This window comes from Anabaena sp. CCY 9402-a, from assembly GCF_963920945.1.
Lineage (GTDB): Bacteria > Cyanobacteriota > Cyanobacteriia > Cyanobacteriales > Nostocaceae > Trichormus > Trichormus minutissimus.
The window spans coordinates 88,432-109,886 of sequence record NZ_CAWUDL010000008.1; the positions used below are offsets into that span (position 1 = coordinate 88,432).

A 21,455-nucleotide genomic window follows, 5' to 3' on the forward strand; every position below is an offset into this window, starting at 1 on the left:
ATGAGTCATTCAGGGGAGGGCTAAACAATTAGCCCATTTACCCTAAAAACACAATTAATTAAATTTAGGTAAAGTAACCAAACCCAAATTATTAAATGTGCTTACTCACAGTAGTGCTGGTAGTATCACTACCGCCATCATCATCAGTCACAGTCACATTAACAATGTAGTTATCCACATCTTTATAGATGAAATTGTCAGGATTATTCATAGCCTCCAAACCAACATTATCGATGATTAAGAATGAACGAAAAATTGCCGACCCCTCACCATCACGGTCAATTTGGATAATGGTGCTATTAGCGGTGGGGCCTTGTACCAGGCGCACATAACCATCAGCAATCGCATCCGTACCCTGATAACCGCCAATCACCAAGCTATCAAGTAGTTGGTTCAGATTGATTTTGTCTTTACCAACTTCAAAGTCGGCAATGCGATGACCCACTTCTCGGAGGTCTGTATAAATAAACTCATCATTACCTGCACCACCAGTAATCGTTTTACCATTCAAACCCCCGAAAATCCGGTCATTACCGCTAGTACCATTTAAAGCAGAGCGGCTACCATCACCACTGATGACTGTGTATTCATAGGTAGCTGTGAATGTGCCTGTAGCCGCGTCAACTACTGCGTTAGATGTTGTACCGTTACCCCAATCGATAGTCACAGTGTGGGTATCTAGCAGTCCTAAATCATTGAATCCACCAGTAATAGACACCAAGTTGCTACGATTGACTTTTGTTTCAGTACGTTGGAATGCCGTAATTACTGGAGCAACATTCGTCACCGTGACAATCGTGCTAGCAGTAGCACTGTCACCATCATTATCAGTGACCGTAGTAGTAATGATGTAGTCATCAAAAGCTGTGCCAGTGGGGTTGTCATCTGCGTAGCGACGGGAAGCAGTGAATGTCCGGGTGCTGGCATCAACTGTGGCCGCAGAGGTGAAACCATCACCCCAATCAATCACTACAGTATGGGTATCGCCAATTCCTGCATCTGTGATTCTGCCTGTGACTACGACTAATCCACTTTCTGGTACAGTTGGGTCTGCTAATACTAGTCCAGAGATCGCTGGTGCGGCATTATTGACTCTTGCTATAGTTTCTTCAGTGTCACTAGCATCATCTGTGTCAGTCACCTTGACATTAATTTTGTAGTCCCCATCATCCTCATAGCGATGTTCCAAATCAAAATCAGTTGTGCTAGCCGCCAAAGTAAATGTCTCTGATGAGCCATCACCCCAATCCACCACCAGCACGAAACTATCTTCACTACCAGGGTCAACAATCCTACCCGTCAAGTGGCTAATACTACCTTCAATGGCGGTTGTCGCTGACAAGTTTTGCAGTTGTGGTGCGGCATTGCTCACGGTCACAGTCTTGGTTGCGGTGTAAGTTCCATCCTCATCAATAGCTGTAACTAAAATCACCCGTGTACCGTTGTCTGTAAATTGGTGTGTCAGAGATTGGGTATCCCCAGCAAAAGTTTCGATTGTGCCATCATTCCAATCCACAATCCATTGATTCACTGTGTCATTACCAGGGTCAGTGGCACTTAAATTCAGGGTGTATGATGCGCCCTCTACTGCCGTATCTGCACCACTGATGATTAATGTGGGGGCGACTGCCAATACTGTGATCTCAGTGAACAATTCCGTGGCATCACCATCTTGATCCTGAATGACACCCCGGATGGTCTGAATACCATTATCGCTGAGGAATTGGGCAGGAACTACCACGGAACTAGAGCGGGTGTTGATGATCTCAAACTGACCATCATTGTTGAAGTCGTAGCTGTAGAAGAAACCGGCTGTTGTGTCACTTTGGGATGGGTCGAACTGGTCAAGGAAGGAGACGGTGGTAGTGCTACCTTCATTGACTGCTCCACTATTAATTAAGCTTGCTGTGGGTGCTGTGTTGCTCACTTGGAGGGTGACGGCGTTTGATGTGGCTTGCTGATCTATGTCGTAGTTAACTCGCACGCGGACGTTGAAAGTGCCGTTATTTTGGATGGGATTAGCTGCCAATTGTTGTAGCTGTGTCCATGTCAGGGTGGGATTTTGACCTGTGGCATCTGTAAATATACCATCACCATTAATATCCCAGAGATAGGTTGTAGGTGTGCCGACGGCGATCGCATTGAGTGTGAGGGCTTCCCCTTCGGCAATGGTATAGGGGCTACCAGCACTGACTTGATTGGCTGAGACTGTAATGCTGATGTTCTTAGGTGCGGCAAAGGTAGCGTTGGGTGCAGAGTCTTCATCGACTGCGCCGACGATGATTTGTGCTTTGCCTGGATTGGTGTAGATATGAGTTGCTGAGGTGGTGTTACTACCCAAGATTTCCATAGGTGTGCCATCACCCCAATTAATGCGCCATTCAAATACGCGATCGTTTCCAGGGTCGGTAGCAGAGAAATTAATCGTATAGGGTGAGCCAACTGCTATTTCATTAACACCACTGACTTGAATAGCAGGTGGTGTATTGTTAATGGTCAGGGTGGTAAAGGCATTACTAGAGAAACCATCACTGTTAGTAGCTCGGACACCGATTTGATATGTACCGTTGTCGCTTAACCCTAAATCCACCAGTTGCGCCCAACTGAGTGTCAAAGTTGCGCCACTAACTTCACCAAAATTGCCGTCACCATTAATATCCCAGATGACTGGTTCTGAGAGTGAGTTACCCAATCCTAGGGGTGTGACGTTGGCTTGGAAAGTGACAGGCTGACCTTCGGCGATTTGGTAAGGCTGATTGAGGAAGTTGATGATAGGTGCAGCAATAACAATGACATCCCCCTCAAAGGTATCGTACTGGAGTATCCCTCTATTGGTGACGTTGACATTGCCAGCACCTGGGGTTGGTGGGGCTGGTGTGTAGTTGGGGGTATTGGGGCTGGGGTTTTGAGGGTCGAAGATCAGCCTATCGCCTTGGTTTTGGGGTACGCCATTGGGGTCGTCTCCGTGAGCAATGGTGGTAGCGGAGGTGGGGAGGTTATTTCCAGAGACGCGCACTGTGTCACGGTCATCACCACCGAAGACTTCGGTGCGGCTAAATTCTCCGACTCGCTCGATGTTGATGGTGTCGTCTCCACCCTCGCCTCTGACGGTCAGGTGAGAACTAGCAGTGTCAGCACGGAGTTGGGCTGTGTCATTACCTGCGCCTAGGTTAACTATTGTGTTGGGGCTTAAAGCTTGTAATATGACGCTATCATCTCCGTCTCCAGTGTTGATTGTGGTTGTTACTACTTCTGGGGATGGGGCTTGGCGGAGGGTGATGATGTCTTCGCCATTGGCTGTGCTGACTTCCAAGGCTTCGATGTTGTCGAATGTGGTTAGTAGTGTGACTGCATCTGGTAGGAGTGTGTTGGTATTGAAGAGTGCCAGTCCTCCATTGTTGCCTGTAATTCCTAAGCTACTGACAAAGGTCTGAGTACCATTGGTGGCTATGGCTGTGGGTGTCTGTAATCCTGCTGCACCGCCGACGTTATTTCGCAACAGTTGCACGAATTGTAATTTGCCTGTGGCTGTGTCACGCTGGAAGACTGCCACTGCGTTGCTGTCTGTGCCGCTTACCATGACGTACCTGCCATCTGGTGTCACAGTCACATCGCTCGCACCGAGGAGACCACGCACACCACTGACCCCGTTCTGGAATGTCTGCAAACGGGTGAGAATTTGACTACTGCTGTCGCGTTGGAAGACTGACAGGGTGTTACCGTCTTGACCTGTGATGTAGATGAAGCGATCGTCTGGGCTGACTGCTAGACCTTTAGCTCCGTCTAATCCGTTAGCTGCTCCCGATATGTTCTGAATCACACTAAGATTGCTGGCGTTGACAATTAATAAGGTGTCACTGTTGCGACTAACGGCATATAATACTGCACCATCGTTGCTAACTGCTATATTGCTGAAGTTACTGACACCGCCTAGACTTGATGATGTTTGCGCTGCTGTCAACCCTCCAGTAATGGTGTTGCGGGTGTAGGTGATGATACCGTTTGTTCCCGCCGCATAAACGCGGTTGCCATCATTGCTGATTGCTACTGATTCCAAACTTCGTCCGCTAGTTGCTATTTCTTGAACTAGGCTGAGGTTGCCGTTAGCGGCATTTCTCTGGAAGACTGACAATATTCTGTCGCCTGGACTGGTCACGTAAATATGATTACCGTCACGACTCAGAGTCAAGTCACTAGCACCTGCTAATCCATTCACTCCTTCTAAGCCGTCTTTGAATAACTGACGCTGAGTCAGGTCATTGGCATTTACAACCACTAAGGCGTTTTGTGTGGGGTTGACTCCGTAGACTTGTTGGCCATTTGGGCTGACACTAATGGATTGTAGTCCTGTGAGGTTTGGTGTCACTGTTAATTCTGGGCGTGCGGCTCGAATGTAGGCTACTTGTCCATCAATTAAGGTGGTGTTGTTGATGGATGTAGTCGAACCACTAATCGAGGCATTGACCTTGACGCCATCTCCGGGTATCAGGGTTGCCCAGACTGCACCCGGATTCAGTGTTGTTAAAACCTGTGCTTGCCCTGATCCACCAAATGTAGTATCGGAGCGGAAACCATCTGTGAGCAAACTTGTAGCAAAGCCTGATGTCAAGGTTGTGGGCAAGATACCGAGTGCAGGATTCGTCAGCACAGAGTCTGTCAGGTTAACAAACAACAGCATATCGAAGTCGGTGGTCTTTGTACCGTTGACGTTAAAGCTGCCATAGTCCTGATTAAAGCCTGATGGACCTAAATCTAATCGATACACTGCCACCAAGGCATCCGGATTGGCTGAGGTGTTGATACCTATGTTTCTGCCATCGATTCCCTCTAGTAAACCGTAGGTGTTTGCGCCTCCAGCTAAACCAGCAATGAAAGGTGTAATTTGTTTATCGGTAGTGAAGACATTGGAGATGAAGGGGTTGTCTGCACGTTGCCCATTGAAGAAAGATGTGTTCGCTCCTGTTCTTGTTCCTGGGAGGCTACTTGCATAGGTATTGCTACCAATAATCAGTCGTCCATTCACTCCAGTTTGAGAACCACTACCACCTGAAGTATTGACTGTGGCACTACCTGCATTTACTGTTGTGCCGTAGAGCTTGACTGTACCGCCTGCACCACCAGCACCAGTACCACCTACGCCACCCAAGCCGCCAGTACCACCTCTACCACCATCTCCACCATCTCCACCATCTCCACCATCTCCACCATCAATTAGACCACCGTCTTCACCTCTACTACCTCCATTACCATTACTTTGATTAGCATTTCTAGTTCCAGGTGAACGGTTGCTATTGTCAGCAGATCCAGGATTTTGACCATTCCCTCCTTGGGCAGAGAATGTAGAAGATAGTGTATTTACTCGACCCTGGGCAATGATTTCAAATGCACCACCGCCAGCACCGCCGACACCGCCAGCACCACCGCCACCACCGCCGCCACCGCCACCACCATTGCCACCTCTACCACCATTGCCACCTCTACCACCTGCTAAAACAACAGGGACAATGAAAGCAGCAAAAGAGCCGTTACCACCGCCACCGCCACCGCCGCCGCCACCACCGCCGCCGCCGCCGCCGCCGCCGCCGCCGCCGCCACCAGTACCACCAGCACCACCACCACCACCACCAGAGATGGTCAGACTATTACCAGTATTTTGTCCTTGTGAGCCGTTACCTCCAGGATTACCATTGCCGCCATTGTTGCCATCGCCTCCATCACCGCCACCACTACCATCCTTGCCATCTTGACCAGATCTAAAGTCTCCTGCCGCACCACCACTACCACCACTACCACCACCGCCACCACTACCACCAGTACCACCAGTACCACCAGTACCACCAGTACCACCAGCACCGCCACTGTTAGGTGAATTAATGCCATTTAGACCATGACCACCAGTACCACCAACACCACCAACACCACCAGCACCACCACCATTACCACCATTACCACTGCTACCACGGCTACCATTTCTTAAATTGAAGCTTACACTACCACCAGGAGCATTACCACCATTACCACCACTACCACCATTACCACCACCAGTACCACGAGTACCACCACCACCGCCAGTACCAGCACCACCGCCAGCACCACCACCTATGCCTGGTGTTGTACCATTGGCGGAGAAGTTGAAGTTGACATTAGTACCAACGTTGACATCATTACCAGCTAGTAAGGAGAGTCCACGGCTACCCGTACCTGAGACACTGCTGTTATTGCCAAAGTCGATGTCACCCGCGAAGCGGAACTGAGCAATGTTGCTATTAATTACTGATGTGGAAAGTGAACTATTGCTGATGACACTACCATTAACTCGAATCTGGAGGTTATCTGTATCGAAGACGACGTTACCACTCAGGGTTAAGGTGGGTATGGATGTGGGGATAGTTGTCGGCGCAACATTTGCGAACAATTCTATAGCAACAATATTGTCTACTAAGGTTGTACCCGGTTGCCAAGATAAAGACTTCAATACCCCAAAGCTAGTGGGAAAATCAAAAGTCTGAAAGCCTGTGTTACCTACTACGGCGGTGAATATGGCTGTACCACCATTCATGGTAGTGCCAGTGAAAGTTATAGATTCGGTTTCCGATGTTGTGGCAGCCAGAGATATAGAATAGATAGCAAAACCAGCACCAGTAGCTGAGGTGAGAGTGAAAGTATCATTGCTAGAGCCAGCTTTGGCTGCTGGACTTATACTATTGTCAAGCACGATTGTACCACTACTTGCCAATTGGAAGCCTGCTTGCAGGTAGGTGGTGGCAGAGTTAGCCAAATTGTCAAAATTGATTACAGAATCATAATTCTGAAAATTGTTAGTAAAACTTACAGGCTCTAGTACAGTCAAACCGGAGCGCAATTCGACGCGATCGCCATCAATTAACCCTTGAATATTGTTAGCCGTCTCACTCACAACATTTAAAGTATCAGCCTGAGTGCCTCCCAAAATCCTCGTCAGTTCCGCACCCTCAGTATTAATTACAGAGATTTTTGTGGTATCAGGAGCAATCTTCGCCTCTAACAATGCTCCATTTTTGAGTGTCCAGTCTATTGGTTGACTAGTATTACTGCTATTATCTACAACTAGTGTCTCGATATCTAAGTTGAGACTTGTAAACTGGTTATCTGTGGGTACACCATCAATTACCACGGTGACTGTATCTACACCAAGTTCACCGGCAATATTAGTTTCAGGACTACCGATGCTGCGGACAGTAATGGCATCATCACCGTCGCCACCTTTGACTGTGACTACTGTGTTGGGTAGGGTGGTGTCAATGGTGAGGTCATCGTTACCTGTGCCGAGTTTTATTTCTACTTGCTCAATGGCACTGAAAGTAATATCACTGCTTGTTAAGTTTTCAATGACACCTGTGTTAGCTTGTGTATCATCCCTGAGCAGTCCGCCGATCGCCGCCGCAGTTTGGCTGGAACGATCTATAATCAGCCTGTCAACACCGTTTCCTTCTCCATTAATTGCCAGTGCAGCATTGGCATTGAGGACTATTACTTGATCATCGCCGTCACCAATATTGAGAGTTACCGCCGCAGCAGTATTGAGGACTGTTACTTGGTCACTACCTCCACCTGTATTTAAGGTGACTGGTGTTGTGGTGTCGAGGATGGTGAATCGGTCATTACTGTCACTTTGGGTAATAGTCAGAGCAGCAATTTCCTCAAACTCAATACGACCGGGTACATCTGATCCGGTGATGACACCTCGATTGAGTGTTAAATCACTGGCGATGTTGGAGTTGACTAAGAGAGTATTGTCTCCTAATCCTCCTTGCACCAGTAGACGTGCTGCAATCTGCGGCAGTTCGTCTCCTACTGTGATGCTGTCATCTCCAGCACCAGTGTTAATGGTTGTCTCAGTATCAACGCCATTGACAGTAAATTGATTATTACCATTGCCTAGATTGATCTGTACACGCTCTAACTCACTGTAGACAATACCTCGTTCTAAGTTGCTCGCTGTTTGGTCGGTTGCACCCATGCCTAGACCTGTGATGCGTTTACTGTCTAGGATACCTGCATTGGTAGTGGTGTCACCTGTATCGTTGATGTTGAGGGTATCAGTACCAGCCGCACCTCGAATCTCTAGTAGTCCGCTAATTTGGTTGACTTGGTTGTTGGTATTGCCGACGTTAATAGTGTTCGTACCTGCGCCTGTATTCACCAAAGTTGTTGTGTTATCTTGGGTACTTTCGATATTGACTGTATTGGCATTTTTACCCAAGAATATCTCCAGGGTTTCAATATCTGCATATTGAATGCCCTGATTCATGCCTAAACCAGTCACACTGCTATTGGTGATGATGCCTGTGTTGATTTTGCTGTCGGCAGATTCATCTAATTCTATGCGGTCAGTACCTGTACCACCGCGAATGATTACCTGTCCCCGGATATTGTCCAGGATTCCATCGGTGTTGGCTTGTGGGGTGGCTTGGCTACCGATGTAAATTATGTCGTCGCCACCACCTGTTTCGATTGTAGTGGTGACTCCGGTATTGACGTTGCGGAGAGTGATCACATCACCGTCTGCTTCACCTGTAATTAGTACCGAACTACCTTTGATGTCCCCAACTAATTCTATGACTGTACCCTCTAGATCGGCGTTAGTCCAGTCCCCAGTGATAGTGACTGTTGACCCGGCTGTGACTGTACTGCCGGCGGCTAATGCTACATTGTCACCCGCTAGCAGGTTGACTGTTCCCTGACTCGCCAAAATCTTACTACCGTTACCCAAGACTAAATCTTGTCCTTGGCTGGCTAGGTCTGGGAGTATCAGCTGGACATTGCCTCCAATGGAGGTCACATCATTAATACTCAAGCCACCCTCAATGTCACTAATCACGATGTTTTGCTGTGCCAAGGCTGTTAGTCCAGCAGTGGTAGCAATCGCATCTATTTCTAGAGGATTGGCGTTATTACCAATACTACCGTTGAGTGCATTGAGTTTAATTTGTTGGGCGGTGATGTCTGCGGTGGCTGTATCGTTACCATCTAAGATTGAGCCTTGAGCTTGGAGGTCAACATTACCATTGCTGGAGGTGACTTGTTTGATGGTTAAGTCGTCGGCAAATTCGTTGATGGAGATGTTGTTGCGGGCGATCGCATTCAGCAAGTTAGACTGGGTGCGGATGGCGTTGCTTGTTGTGCCGATGCTGCCATTGTCAGCCTGCAAGTTTAAAGTAGTTGTTTTAATCTTGGCTGTGGGAGCAGAGGTAAAGATATTACCGCCGTTGTTGAGTATTTGTGTGCTGCCGAAGGGATTATCAATAAATCCATTGAGGCGGATATCTGCGGTGCTGGTGTTGGTAATGGTAATAGCTGTATTACCGGGTTTGGTTGTGGTGGTGTAGTTAAAGTCAGCTTTATCCCTGACGTTGACGCTAATCTTGTTATTTAACTGTTTTGATTTGTTGAGGACATCAATATCATTGATTTTCAGATGCTTGGTGGAACTGTTGATGATGTCTACACCCTGGAATCCAGTGATAAACTCTACTTTGGCGTTACCTTTGATCTTAGCCACATCTTTGAATGATCCACTCCGATCATAGACCGATTCCTGTATCGAGAAGGTGATAGTTCCCGCCAAGGCATTGGTGTTTTTGATATCACGCACAATAATCTCATCAGGTGTGGACTGGAAGTTGACATTGACTTGGCGCACCACGTTACCATTAGCATCGATTTCGAGGTTAGGATTGGGCGCACTAAATAGGTCTATTTTAGAGTTGAAGTCGATAGTTCTATTCAGACCTAGGATACGAGGATTTGCAGTGTCTCCGAGAGTTAATAGCGTGTTTCCTTCTCTTCGCGCTATGGCATTAAAGATGAGATTAGATGGTGCATTAGCTTTGACTGCCAAATTTCTTGTCTTTATGTGTGAGTCTTTGCTGGTATCAACATTAGCAGTTGTATTTTGGGTAGTGGAAGCATCAGCATCCATTTTGCCAGAGAAAACTTTAAGTTCTGTTAATGCCTCTGAAGTTGTGTCCAATCGTTCGTGTGCTGCTGTGATATCAACTTGGTCTTTTCCTGTGATATCTGCCTTCCCTTTAATGTCTACTGCCGCAACCGAATTAGTTGTGAGATTAGCATCAGAAGCTATGTCAGCCCCTAAAGCCCCAGCTTTGGATATGGAAACCGCATCAGCTTCAACATTTGTGACACGGGCTAGTATTTTTACCTGATTTGCTGAGAGGGTAGCACCGTCCACAGTTGTTTTAGTTAAGCCATCAAGAGTCATTGATGTCCTGGTTCTGGCGTTGGTTCCTAGTCCCTTAGTATCTGCTTCGGACTTAGAATTCGCTGTAGTATTCATCTGGGACTCTACCTGGAGGGAATTTACAGCAGTTATCTTACTGTCATCGCCTACCTTAGTTGTAGTTTGGTCGTCGGTGGAGACGGTTGTTACAGCCCTAGATATATCCACTACTCCGCCACTGCCGGCAATGGATTGTGTCTCAGCATTGTTGCTGGATTTCGACAACAGTTTAAAGTTATTGCCAGCAGTAATCCCAACATCTTCTCCAATAGAGGCATGATTGCGGTTAATCAGATTTGCTTGTGTCTCAATACCACCTACTCTAATGACACCACCTGAGCTGCCAGATCCCTTCGTATTCACATCAGTTGTAGATAGAGATTGGATGGTGATATTGCCAGTTATACCTGTGATTGTGACGTTGTCTCCCACTGATGTAGAGGTATCGGCATCGATTGTGGCGTTGACTTCAGTGCCTCTTTCACCATCACTGGCAGAAATAAGTCCACCACCGGAGGCACTAGCGTCAGCATCGGCAATATTTCTGGCATCTGTGAGGATATCCAAATTGCTTGCGCCCGTGATTGAACCGTTCACACTGGTGGTTGTCTGCCCATTCGCTGTCGCCTCGGCAAAACTTGTTCCTACGCCTACAAGCAAACCAATTGTCAGTCCATTGGCATCAGCTTTGGCCTTGTTGTGGGACAGGGAAGATATGGCGATCGCCGCACCAGCATTCAGCATTACACTATCCTCAATATAAGTATCAACATCGGCATTCGATGTAGCTGTTGCATCTGCTCCCGTTCCTGCACCCCCAACACCAAATGTTATGGGTGCTGTGGCCTTAGCAGATGCACCCATACTAGAGAGTGGTTGTGTCATCCCAAAGTTATGTTTTGATTGCAGTGTAATACCACCATCTGCTCTGACATTACTTCCTTGCCTAATAGATGTTTCCACAACTGGGGTAATTACAGCATCAGCTTCAGTGATTCCTACAGATACAATACCAACACTAGCTGTAACACCAGTTACACTGGCATCAGCATCTATTCGAGATTCTGAGGCGATCGTAATATTATTACCAGATACTATCTCTGTATTATTTCCTAGATAAGCTTTAATTGTGGGATTAATCATGACTTTGGCTTCAGTGTCTGTAACAAAAACTGCGCCGACTCCACCTGCGGCGGCTGTTGACTTGGCAACAATGCCCGACTCTGTAATTAACTTTGAATTAATATTCAAGTCACCTGTTGTTGCCGTTACTGAAGCATTGTCGATATAAGCCTCCACTTTACCACCAACATCAGATTTAGCTTTACTGACTCCAACGGCAGCGATTGTAATTCCAGCACCAACACCTACAGCTTCTGCTTTGTTCTTGACGATGTTATTGATAGCAGAAACTTTAACATCCTTATTTGCATTCAATTCTGCATCATTAGTAACATAGGCTTTCACCACTGTATTCAGTTCTATATCTGATACAGCACCAGCCCCTGCACCACCAATAGCAACTACTACTGAAGTTGCCACTGTCAAAGCATCAATTTTCGATGTTGATGAAGCATCAATCTGAATATCATTGTTGTGAGAGGTGACAGTTGCATGGTCAACATACGCCTGAACATTGTTGTTGATCAAGTTGTTCGCCAATGAAACGCCAATGGAAGCCCCAACCACTGCACCTGCTAACGCCCCAGAACCCACATCTGTCTTAATGTCTATATTGTCTATTGCCTCTAGTGTGACAGAGTCAGTGGCTGTAACTGTACTACCATTACTGATCACAGCCGTAATCGTATTGTTTGTCGTATTTTTAGCATCCGCGCCTGCACCACTAAAGCTCAACCCACTTTGTGAAATTCCAGCTGACACGGAGGCTGCTACGGTGAGAGCGTCGATTTTGGCGGTAGATGAAGCAGTTAAATCAATACTTCCATTAGCCGTTACTTTTGAGGAATCAATATAGGCTCGGACTGTATTACTTGTAGTATTTTGGGCTAGTGCTACACCAATTGCAATAGCTCCGGCAAAAGCCCCGCCTACAGAAATCGCCAGACTTCCACCTATTGTATTAGCCGCGATTTCGGCATTATCTGCTGCTGTCAGATTTATATCTCCCCCACTGGTGGTTGTCACTACACTGTTATTGCTAATGAATGCCTCAATAGTGTTGCCAATCGTGTTAGTAGACGTTGTACCAGTTCCGGCTGCACTACCACTGCTTGCTACACTTTGTGTAATAGCTATAGCACCAGCCGCAGCATAGGCATCAATAGTTGCAGTAGAATTTGCTGTTAAATCAATATTGCCAGTGGTTAAAACGGTGGAATTATCAATGTAGGCTTTAACTGCATTGCTGATATCATTGTCCACAATTGAAATTCCGACGGATGCTGCTCCACTGTTAAAAGTTCCGAAGATGGCTGCCAGGGCAAGACTACCAGCACCGGCTGTGATCTCTGTTTTGTCCTCAGCAGTGAGTATGACACTATTACCACTGACATTGGCAGTGTTTTTAATTGCTGCTTCAATAGTGTTATGAATAGTGTTACTAGAACCTGCACCCGCGCCTGCTAACACTCCGGAATTAATACTGCCAGTATTTACGGCTGCTGTTCCACCCACTGTGACAGCTAGGATGTTAGCCGTTGATGTTGCACTTAGTTTTACATTACCTGATGTTGAGACGGTGGAGTTGTCAATATATGTGCTGACATCATTGCTAATGTCATTAACTGCTGCGGAAGCTCCGATGGACACCGCACCGCTATTACCCACAGATCCTAAAACGAGTGCAATTGCAGCAGTACCGGCACCCGATGTGATCTCGGTTTTGTCTTCAGCAGTGAGTGTGACAGCATTACCACTGACATTGGACTTATTCTGAATTGCTGCTTCAATGGAGTTATTAATGGTGTTACCAGAACCAGCACCTGCACCAGCCAACACTCCGGAATTAATACTGCCAGTATTTACGGCTGCTGTTCCACCCACTGTGACAGCCAGGATTTTAGCCGTTGATGCTGCACTTAGTTTTACATCACCTGATGTCGAGACAGTAGAATTGTCAATATCTGCTTTGACATTATTTCTAATGTCATTAACTGCTGCTGAAGCTCCGACGGACACAGCACCACCGTCCAATGTTCCCAAGATCAAACCAAAAGCAAGAGTACCAGCACCGGCTGTGATCTCGGTTTTATCTTCAGCAATGAGTGTGACAGCATTACCACTGACATTGGCACTATTTTTAATTGCCGCTTCAATAGTGTTATTAATGGTGTTACCAGAACCAGCACCTGCACCAGCCAACACTCCGGAATTAAGACTGCCAGTATTTACGGCTGCTGTTCCACCCACGGTAACAGCCAGGATTTTAGCTGTTGATGTTGCACTTAGTTTTACATCACCTGATGTTGAGACAGTAGAATTGTCAATATCTGCTTTGACATCATTGCTAATGTCATTAACTGCTGCTGAAGCTCCGACGGAAACTATACCACTATTTGTTAAAGAACCTAAAACTAGTGCAATGGCAGCAGTACCAGCACCGGCTGTGATCTCGGTTTTGTCTTCAGCCGTGAGTGTGACAGCATTACCACTGACATTAGACTTATTCTGAATTGCTGCTTCAATGGAATTATTAATGGTGTTACCAGAACCAGCACCCGCACCAGCCAATGCGATGGAATTAAAGGAAATAATACTTCCAGGATTTCCGGCTGCTGTTCCACCCACGGTAACAGCCAGGATTTTAGCCGTTGATGTGGCACTTAGTTGTACATTACCTGATTTAGAGATGGTGGAATTGTCAATATAAGCATGAATCTTATTGTCAATATTATTTTCAGCTGCCGAAAAGCCTAGCGTCGCACTGATTGATGCTGTACCAAAACCGGCAACCCCACCAATCCCGTAAGTATCAGAACTATTATCAGCAGTAACAATCAAGTTACCAGTTGTACTAACTGCTGCATTTTTTAAGAAAGCTTCTGTTTGATTGCGGACAACATTCCTAGAGTATGAACCGGGAATACTTACCTGAACCGCAGGTAATACCTGTTTGGCAAAACCACCACTCAAACCAACTGCTGCTGCACTAATGGTACTGTTTTCTTTGGCTTTAACTGTGACTTGCTTTGCCTCCACTACTGCACCAGCAATAAAAGATTGAGTTGTGTGATCAATTTCGTTAATACTAAAAGCTCCAAATAGACCACCGGAGATGTTTTGTCCAGCCAAAATGGTAGCACCACCAGATGCAGCAACAAAGAGCGTATCATTCTCGCTCTCTAATTTGAGATCACCATTCTTGGCTGTGATGCTACCAGTATCATTGATGTAAGCTTGAGTGGTTTCATTAATATTGTTGACTGAACTACTACCAGAGACACCTATACCAAAGGGATTGGGATTATCTACGTCTGTGGGTAGTTTAACTGCGATCGCTCCCGCTAGAGAAAATGCCCAAATATTTCCACTGGTTGTAGCTTTAACATCAATATTACCAGTAACGTCAATTAATGTACCTTCGTTACCAGGTGTTGTGTCTGTATCCGTTTGTTCCTTACCTATAATGGCTTTGGTCTTACGAGTAATATCGTTGAAGGCAAAACTAGCACCAATACCTATACTTTCTGTTAATTGCACCGAACCGACAACATTGACGCGTGTAGCTTCCGACTCAGCAATCACTGACAATGACCCGCCAGTAATATTGACACCAGTTTCTATCTGAGCAATGGTTTCACTATTTTGGATTATCCCTACACCAGTTCCCGTAAAACCAACGAATTGAGCATCACCGCCTGCTTGTCCCAGTGTTACAGAAATAATGTTTTCTTTGGCTTTTACCTCTAGACCATTTCCCAGAGAACCTGTATGAACTGCGGCTTTGCTTTCAATTTTAGCGATGGTTTTGTTATCCATTTCTTGGATGATTGCCGTACCACCGACACCATTTTTGGCTCGGTTGCCAAAGAAAGTAAATGCCTCATCGAATGATCCTTTAACAACTGCCCTGGCTAAAACATCTGCTGCTAAATCGATGTGAATTACCCCACCTGCATCCAAGGTGATGATATCTGTTGTGGCATTGATGGCAACTGACTGGATAGCAGTTTGGTAATTAGCATCTTGGTTAATTTGCGCGCCAGAGCGAATAATTGCTTGCGACTCGTTTTTAAATTGTGTATACGCAAATGACAAGGCAAAAGCTAAATTACCCGTTGCCTCGTTTGTTTTTCCCCGATTTTTGCTGGTGATAAAAGTATTAAAGATGCGATTTGTTAATCCTAATTTGCCATCTAAGGCAAATGCTCCCAGCAGAACGGCGAGATTACCTGTAGAATTTCCGGGGTCTTGTGAAAAATCAAATTCCTGCTCAAAGTCCAGTAAAAACGGATAAATTAGTTCGGATGTTACCTTAACTTTGTGTCGAGCATCAATGGTTGCAGCTTGGATAATATTTCCATTGCCATCTAACCTATTGTCCACGATCGCTTCTACTTGATTGTTGTACAATCCAATAACTGTAGAAGCAGCGATCGCTACGCCTTGTCCTGTTTGTCCTCCTAAACCTGGGGTTACACTCTTACCAGTTTCCGTATCTACAAGTGTTTGGATTCTCTGTGTTGTTGAGGCGTTGATATTGACATCCGTACCAGACTTCAGCACTCCATCAGCACCCACCTTGGCAATTACATCATGTTCAAACAGGTTGAAACTGAAGCCTACTGCTGCGGCAAACTGATTTTGACCAGTCATCTGTCCAAAGGGACTTCCTGAACCTCCTCTGAGTATTTCTTTGCTTGTTCCCGGTTTGAGGAGCTGAGGTATTACACCAGCAAAGGCTAGAGGAGTTCCTACGAAATCCCTCAGCTTGGGGTAAGAACCAGCTACCCCTTTTGAATTAGCTATATTTTGAGCTTTTAAGTTGGCATTAACTCCAATCCCGGTGTTTTCTTCGGGACGCAGTAATTTGTGTCCAGTACCCGTTGCCACACTCGCATCAATATCAATCGGTTGAGCCAGAAATGCTTCTGGTTCCGATTCTGTTAGTTGGATAGTATTTTCATCAATAACGACAACATAGTAAGTATCACTATCTTGTAAGCCAGCAATTGGCTCATCTCCAACTGTGACTGTGGTAAATGATCTCAGGTTATGTAGAATACCTGCTGCCCCAGTTCCTAAATTAATGGCAATCCCATCAGTTGCATCGGTTGCTGAAGCTGCTAATTTAATCGTGTCGTCATCAACTATGATTGCATAATATTTTTGGTTGGCTTCTAGCCCATCAATCGCAGTACCATCATTGCCCAAGTAGTTAATTTGGTATGTCAGTTCATCACCTACGGCTAAACCGTGTCCCACAATGGAAATTGTGTCAGTTGCTAAATCTATATTTGTGATGGGATCAAACGACAGATTAATTGGTATTGTTTGTTGTGTAACAATGCTTTGGTCTGTTCTGTAGACGACGGCATCCCCTGTTTGAAAACCGTGGCTGGGGATTGTAATAATGTTATTTAGATTATTGACAACTGTCTGATCTGAAGCATCAAAAGTTATCAGAGGTGTGGTGCTAGTTAACAGATGATTTGAGCCAGAACCTTTACTACCTAAATCCAAAGCTATTCCTTGTAAGGCATTACTCTGAGTATTTGCCAATTTAATAGTATTGGCATCCACCACAATCACAAAATAATCACCTAGTGTGGATAGGACATCAATTTCTTCTTCTTGGGCATTATTAGAATAGGTAACTTGCTGCCCAGGTTTCAATTGATGGTTGGTAATGGTGATAGTATCATCATCTAAATTTACGGCAGTATCAGGGTCAAAATAAATTTCATTTCGTGCTTCTTTGATGAAAGTTAAGAAATGATTTGAACCAGTTCCCTGACTTCTCAAATCCAGAGCTACCCCATTTGCCACATCTTCTGGAGTCAATGCCAATTTGATAGTATTGGCATCCTCTACAATCACAAAATAATAACCTTGTGTGGTCGAGATATCAATCTCGTTGCCTTGGGGATCTCCGTAATAGGCAACTAACTGACCAGCACTAAAACCGTGGTTGTTAATGGTGATGGTATCATCATCTAAATTTACGGCAGTCTCAGGATTAAATTGGAAGCCAGTGCGTAAGTTAAATCCATGTCTTGCTCCCTGATTGACAGTTGAATTATCAATGTCAATACTCTGCCCATTTGTCAATTTAATGGTGTTGTCATCTAACCACAAAACTGTGTAGCTTTTGCCATCTTCCAATCCCCCAATACTAGGGTTTCCACCGTTACTGTAAACAATTTGTTCTCCGTTCACAGGGTTGGCAAAATTTGGTAATTCAATTGTGTTGTTGGTTGAATCAACCTCGGATAAATCAATCTCCGTTCCAACTGAAGAGCCACCAGCTGTAATCGTGCCATTGACATTGGCATTAATATCTGTATCGTCGAAGTTTAGCCCTATGCCTGTCCCTGTTAAGCCGCTAAGATAAATTGCCGTCAAAGCTTTAGCCTGGCTTGTGACTGTGCCTTGAGCATTCACATTCACGTTGCCACCTGCTGTAATTGCAGATCCTGCTGCTAATTCTGCTTTCGATTCAGTTTTTGTATTGGCAATAGCAACTGAAATACCTAATTCGTTGGCATTAGCTGGTTGTATTCTTTGCAGGATGTTGCCAAATACCCGTGCATCAACTCTGGCAGTCGTGGTTGTATTCGACTTAATATTGACATCTGTACCTGCCTGGATATTAGTATTACCCTGAATCAGAGCATTGGCTTTACCTGTGGCTTGACCATACGCTACTGCAAAGTGAGATAAGGGATTGACTTTATTGACTAAGCTAATTGCTTGAAGGCTACTGTCAACTAGAGCAGTTGATATAACATCTACTTTGCCACTAGCAGTGATGACTGCATTATTGAGGGTGATTTTAGATTCAGCACCTCGTACCTGCACTGATGCTGGTAAAATCAGGTTTTCCAACAGATAAATCGATGATTTCACTAATGGGTCGATAATCATCCTTTGAACTTGTTCAGGCGCTCCACTAAAGGGATCATTATCTTTAGCGTCTGCCGTTAAGATAATATCGGCTCCTTTGATAGTTGCACCATCTAAGGAAATATTGACTTCTCTGTTTTGGAAGTCAAATATAGTAAAATTGCCAATTCGTATACCTGTATCATTAGCCGTCAGTTCAATATTACCAGCCTGAAATTGACTGCCATTTTCTACATGAGCTAAGAGTTTAGCATTATTGCCTACCTTGATTGTTGGTGCATTCAGCTGAATAAAACCGGAATCTTCAATTGACTCGGCTTTATCGGGATCATCACCAGCAATTTGCCGGGTAGAAATAATCACATTTTCTGACACCTCAATGGTGTCGGCTAAGACTTGGAGTTGATTGCCATTCAGGTTAAGATTACTTTTAAAGACAACTTTTTCTGGACCCAGCCCTCCATCAATAATCAGATCGGCATTAAAAGCACCAAGTCCTTCTATTTCAACGTATTCATCACTACCGACTGCATTTAACCCTGTATTAATAGTTAATGATTTGCTGGGGTCATTAAATGTAACGCTTTCAAAGGTATTATTCACACTTTGAATCGTAATTTTCCCTGATTCTGGTCGAAACACACGCACCTGATCAGCAACATCTGTAGCTGTAAAGACGCGATCGGGGGTATTAGTATTATCTGTAATCGGCTCCATGCCGATATAGGTAATGATGTTACCGTCACGATGAATTGTGCCGGAGTCTCGATTGGTAGAGTTGTAAAGTACGCTATTAAAACTACCGCCATCTAGCACTACACTGTCGAAACCACCATCGCCACCTGCAACTGTGCCAGTAATCCCACCATTGGCACTAAAGATAAATGTATCTTCGTTGTTAGTTCCACCTGTGAGGTTTTCAACGTTCCTAAAACTAACAACATCAAAATTCCCTGTGTTTAGTCCGGTGATGTACCACGTAGTATTTGCACTTGGCCCAAATAATGTATCTTGCCCATCTCCACTATCAAAACTCAGTGTGCCACCCTGTTGTTTGAGGGTATCAACTAAGGAAGTATCAAGATATAGTTTGTCATTACCTCCTTGAAGATTGACCTCGATATTAACCCCAGTAAAAGAACCTAAAATGTCTGTTTGTGTGTTTGTGGGATTAATATCGTCGAAAAAATTAGTGCCATCAATACTGTAAGCTAATTGATTGTTTTGATTTAACTTCAGGTATAGTTCATCCCAACCATCACTGCCAATAAATGAAATTTTATTGTTCACCAATGGATCAATAGATACTGATGCTGAAGAGTTGAGTGGATCTATCCCCCATGTTGGTAAGGAAGTGAGATCAATAATTAAGCCTTCCATGAATTTTATTCCTTAGCTTGATCTGTAATTGTTGATGGGCAAGTTTTTTTAAACTCAACTACGCCATTTAATGAGGGACTTCCAAGTAAAAAAATATCCCGTTGCTTTTTTATGGCAGGGGAGCAGATACCAAAGGGAGGGATAATCGTTTTGATTTCAGAAGTTGGATAATTTATTTTTTGGAGTTCTCTTAATTGGTTGGTGATTTATCATAATTAGCAAATCTATGCTCATGGGTAATTAGTAATTTATCTATTACCCATGAGCTACAGAAACCCCAAAGGATGTGTGAAAAATTTTAAAGATCAAATAGGAGTTATGTCTCTATTAATCAGCAAAGCCTAGCTATTTTTTAGGACTGAGATATCAATAATTCAGATGCGTCTTTTCCTAATTGTGGCGCATCTTGCACGAGAATTTTAGATTGCAGAAATTTGGTGTTGATGATATCTTGGTATGTCTCTAATGCTGGTTGCCACTTATCTACTAACTGATGTAGAGATTGTAGCTGTTCCTCTTTATTATTACCTGTGACGCTATAGCTAAAGTTGCCGGAAAATAAGACAATAGGAACGGTTTCTTCTTCAGTTATATATAGTTTACCTTCATTAATACTTAAGTTAAGTTGTCCTTGTTCGAGGGTAAAACCTAATTTTAGTGATACTTGGACGGGTTTATTACCGACTTCTTGCCAAGGTGCTGCTGCTAGCAAAGATTGCAGATATTTTTGGATGTCGCCTTCTGTATCTGCTTGAGTTTCGGTGATATAACCTCTCAAATCTATGCCTAATGCTTGATAATCTGAGTTGGGTAAGGCTTGAATGTATCTGTGAGCAATTGCTGCTATCTGAATTTCTGCAATATCTTTAGAGCCAATTACTTCTGAGAAACTCAAGATGCCTTGTTGAGCAGTAATACTCACACCGTTTTGGAAGATCACTTGAGAACCTTGGTTGCTCACAATAGGCTCTCTGGCTAATTCCCAATCTAAGGGAACGATATCACCATACTTGAGAAAATCATAGGTAAGAATACTGCAATTATAATTTTTAACTGCGATCGCAATCCCTAGATTTTGGAGTATTAAAGATTTTTGCATTTACTACCTCAAATAAACCTGGTCAAAAAACTGTTTCTCATGCGTTATTTAAGCTATTGAACCCATTGCCAAAAAATTTGTAAATTTTAAACTTACAAATTGCTAATAAATTGATAGTAATAATCTGTTTATGTCCAGTATTTTATTTTCCCCCGTGTAGATTATCATAAATTTCATCTGTAAAACTACCCAATCATTAAAGATTTATATAATTTACAGAGAGTAATAAGTATACTTATATTTACTTAGCTATCTTTAAAATAAAGTTAAGTCAGGGTTAATGAATACATGATTTTTAAGTTGTTTGGTATAGAGCATTAAGGACTTGCAAATAAAAAAATATCCTGTCGCTTTTATGGAGAGCAGGGCGAGGGATAATCGTTTTGATTTCAAAAATTAGATAATTTATTTTTTGGAATTCCCTAAGTTGTCCAAACTTCCCCTCATTACAATTACGAATTATTTCCTCATGAACAGCTTGTTTCTGTATCTATAATTGTTTCTGTTTGGGTTTTGGCTTAATTACGTTTTTTGAAAAAGAAGTTCTACTTCTCCATCATTACATCTTGGTCACTAACCAGAAAAGTAAGGAAGGAACTAGCAAAAAGTGCAGCGGGAGCATCCACTTTTGGAAGATATACAAGTTTTGGGAGAATATAACAACAGAGA

Annotated in this window: 2 protein-coding genes; both read right to left on the reverse strand. The window is 44.2% G+C overall.

Annotated elements, in window-relative coordinates:
• Nucleotides 1-91 precede the first annotated feature (91 nt).
• Nucleotides 92-19,687, reverse strand: coding sequence for a beta-propeller fold lactonase family protein (locus ACM0OR_RS04975; RefSeq protein WP_414575245.1), 19,596 nt, complete (start codon nucleotides 19,685-19,687; stop codon nucleotides 92-94).
• 352 nt (nucleotides 19,688-20,039) lie between these two features.
• On the reverse strand, nucleotides 20,040-20,786 hold the full coding sequence (locus ACM0OR_RS04980) for a hypothetical protein (protein ID WP_414575246.1): 747 nt from the start codon (nucleotides 20,784-20,786) through the stop codon (nucleotides 20,040-20,042).
• Nucleotides 20,787-21,455: the final 669 nt, after the last annotated feature.